This is a genomic window from Kitasatospora sp. NPDC056531 (genome assembly GCF_042794375.1).
GTDB lineage: Bacteria > Actinomycetota > Actinomycetes > Streptomycetales > Streptomycetaceae > Kitasatospora.
Genome location: NZ_JBHTTU010000248.1, coordinates 1 through 3,476 on the forward strand (window position 1 = coordinate 1; position 3,476 = coordinate 3,476).

The window sequence follows — 3,476 nt, forward strand, 5'->3', positions numbered from 1 at the left end:
GGTCCCGGCGGCGGTCCCACAGCGCCGGAGCGAGCGCCGCCAGCATCACCCCCGCCGTGAGCGCGAACGCCCACCGGTACCCCGTCCCTCCCGCGACCGCCCCGAAGGCCGCCGCGCCGACGCCCATCGCTCCGTCGTAGGCGACGTTCCAGAGCGCGGTGACGGTCCCGAACCCGGCCGCCGGCACCCGTTCGTACATCAGCGCCAGCGTGGTGTTCTGCGCGACGCCGAAGCCGAGGCCGAACACCGCGGCCCCCGCCACCACGGCCACCGCACTGCCCGTCCAGGCCAGCAACAGCACCCCGCCCGCCGAGGCCAGCAGCGCGGGCAGCACCAGCCGGGCCGCGCCACGCCGGTCCCCGTACCGCCCGGCCAGCCAGCGGCCCAGCGTGGCGGCGCCCGGCTGGACGAACAGCGCCACCGCGACGGCACCGGCGGACGGCACGGCCAGCGGCAGGAAGGTCACGAGGATCCCGGCCCCCAGCGCCGTCGAGGCGAACACCACGGCCGGGCGCAGCAGTCCGCCGGAGCGCAGCCCCTGCCGGATGCCGACGGCCGCTCCGCCCGTACGGTCGCGCTCGGGCAGGGCGGGGACGGACCCGACCGCGAGCAGCGGGGCCGCCGCGCCGATCGCGAACACCCAGCCGTAGCCGAGGTGTTGGGCCAGCCAGACACCGAGCGGCAGTCCGAGCACGGCGGGCACGCCGGAGACCAGGCCGACCAGCGCGAGCCCCTCGCCGCGCCGCTCGGCGGGGATCAGCGAGGCGGTCAGCGCCCCGCCCGCGACCAGGGTGATCGCGAAGCCGAGGCCGCGCAGCAGGCAGACCGCGACCACCGCCGCCATGCTCCCGGCCAGGGCGAGCACCAGCGCGGGCGCGCCCAGCAGCCCCAACCCGGTGGCCAGCACCGGGCGGTAGCCGTAGCGGGCGGTCAGCGTGGGGGTGAGGAGCTCGCCGACCACGGTGGCGAGCATCAGCGAGCCGGTGGTCAGGCCCGCCGCGTGCTCGCCGCCGCCGGACTCCTGGGCGTACAGCGGGACGGTGGACAGCAGCAGGTTGAAGCCGATCGAGCCGCCGAGCAGGGAGACGAAGCGCACCAGCAGGGCCCTGGTCATCAGCGGCGGACGGGCCGAACCGGATTCTCGGGACTGGGAGTTGGCCATCGTGGTCATCCGCAGACGGTACTCGGTACCCGGTACCGCGCCGGACCGCCGGTACGGGCTGGCCGCCGTCAACGATGCGTCAAGATCCCCCTTCACACGCCTTACCGCGCGGGCCGGGCGGGCGCATACTGTGCTGCGCGCGACGCGCCCCGGCGACAGGGCCACTCCGGACCCGGCCCGGCCGCGCCGCGACGGGGAGAAGGTAGAACAGGCGTGGCAGTACTCGTGATCGTCGTCGTGGTCGTCCTGCTCTGGCTGATGACCGGCGTGCGGGTGGTGCAGCAGTACGAGCGCGGCGTGGTGTTCCGGCTGGGCAGGGTGCGCGGGTCGGCCCGCGAGCCGGGCCTGACCCTGCTGGTGCCGATGCTCGACCGGATGCGCAAGGTGAACGTCCAGGTCGTCACCATGCCGGTGCCCGCCCAGGAGGGCATCACCAAGGACAACGTCTCGGTGAGCGTCGACGCGGTGCTGTACTTCCGCGTGATCGAGCCGATCAAGGCCACCGTGGACGTGCAGAACTACAGCTTCGCCATGCTGCAGGTCGCCCAGACCTCGCTGCGCTCGGTCATCGGCAAGAGCGAGCTGGACGACCTGCTGTCCGGCCGGGAGCACCTGCACCAGGGCCTGGAGGTCATGCTGGAGAGCCCGGCGGCGGGTTGGGGCGTGCACATCGACCGGGTGGAGATCAAGGACGTCAGCCTGCCCGACTCGATGAAGCGCTCGATGGCCCGTCAGGCCGAGGCCGACCGTGAGCGCCGCGCCCGGATCATCACCGCCGACGGCGAGTTCCAGGCGGCCGCCAAGCTCGCCGAGGCGGCCGGGATGATGGCCGACACCCCGGCGGCGATGCAGCTGCGCATGCTGCAGACCGTGGTCGAGGTGGCGGCCGAGAAGAACTCGACGCTGGTGCTGCCGTTCCCGGTGGAGCTGCTGCGCTTCTTCGAGGCCTCCACGGCGCGCGTCGCCGAGGGCGTCGACGCCGCGGCGCAGGCCCCGGCCGTCCCGCCGCAGGCGCCCGCCGACGGCGGCTGACGCCGACCCGGCCGGCCCGGATCGTTCCCGGGTCGGCCATAGGTCTGCTCTATGACGTCATAGATCAGCACCGACTACACCTCCGCGCGACCAACGGGTTGGCTGCAAGGGTCCAGACCTCTTGCCTCCCGCTGCGCCCGACCGGAGGAACCGCCCGCATGACCCGCCCGATCAGAGTCGCGATCGTCGGAGCCGGCCCCGCCGGCATCTACGCCGCGGACGCCCTGCTGAAGTCCGACGCCGCCCAGACGCCCGGCGTGTCGATCGACCTGTTCGAGCGGATGCCCGCCCCGTTCGGCCTGATCCGTTACGGGGTCGCCCCCGACCACCCGCGCATCAAGGGCATCGTCACCGCCCTGCACCAGGTGCTCGACAAGCCCCAGGTCCGGCTGTTCGGCAACGTGGACTACCCGTCCGACCTCGCCCTGGACGACCTGCACCGCTACTACGACGCCGTGGTCTTCGCCACCGGCGCGACGGCCGACCGGGCACTCGGCATCCCCGGCATCGAGCTGGACGGCTCGTACGGCGCGGCGGACTTCGTCTCCTGGTACGACGGCCATCCGGACGTGCCCCGCAGCTGGCCGCTGGAGGCCGAGAAGGTCGCCGTCCTCGGCGTCGGCAACGTCGCCCTGGACGTCGCCCGGATCCTCGCCAAGACCGCCGACGAGCTGCTGCCCACCGAGATCCCGCCGAACGTGTACGAGGGCCTGAAGCGCAACCGGGCCGTCGAGGTCCACGTGTTCGGCCGCCGGGGCCCGGCGCAGGCCAAGTTCAGCCCGATGGAGCTGCGCGAGCTGGACCACTCCCCCACCATCGAGGTGATCGTCGCCCCCGAGGACATCGAGTACGACGACGGCTCGATCGCCGAGCGACGCGCGGTCAAGCACGTCGACCTGGTCGCCTCGACGCTGGAGAACTGGGCGATCCGCGACGTCGGCGACCGCCCGCACCGGGTCTACCTGCACTTCTTCGAGTCCCCGGTGGAGGTGCTCGGCGCGGACGGCCGGGTGGCCGGCCTGCGCACCGAGCGCACCGAGCTGGACGGCACCGGCAACGTCCGCGGCACCGGCCGCTTCACCGACTGGGACGTCCAGTCGGTCTACCGGGCCGTCGGCTACTACTCGGACGAGCTGCCCAAGCTGCCCTTCGACCCGGTCGCCGGCACCGTCCCGCACGAGGCCGGGCGCGTCCTGGAGGCCGCCGGCTCGCACCGCACCGCCACCTACGTCACCGGCTGGATCAAGCGCGGCCCGGTCGGCCTGATCGGCCACACCAAGGG

At 73.6% G+C, this 3,476-nt stretch carries 3 protein-coding genes; 2 read left to right on the forward strand and 1 reads right to left on the reverse strand.

Annotated features, from left to right (window positions below):
* The coding region (locus tag ACFQ87_RS45120) for an MFS transporter (RefSeq protein WP_380616862.1) at positions 1-1,171 on the reverse strand (1,171 nt) is incomplete at its 3' end.
* 204 nt (positions 1,172-1,375) lie between these two features.
* On the opposite strand from ACFQ87_RS45120, the gene ACFQ87_RS45125 reads away from it, so the two are divergent.
* Both ACFQ87_RS45125 and ACFQ87_RS45130 read left to right on the forward strand, forming a co-directional pair.
* Positions 1,376-2,194, forward strand: a complete 819-nt coding sequence (locus ACFQ87_RS45125) for a slipin family protein (RefSeq protein ID WP_380616863.1) — start codon at positions 1,376-1,378, stop codon at positions 2,192-2,194.
* Between the two features lie 158 nt (positions 2,195-2,352).
* Positions 2,353-3,476 (forward strand): FAD-dependent oxidoreductase (locus tag ACFQ87_RS45130; RefSeq protein ID WP_380616864.1); only part of this gene is annotated, 1,124 nt, incomplete at its 3' end.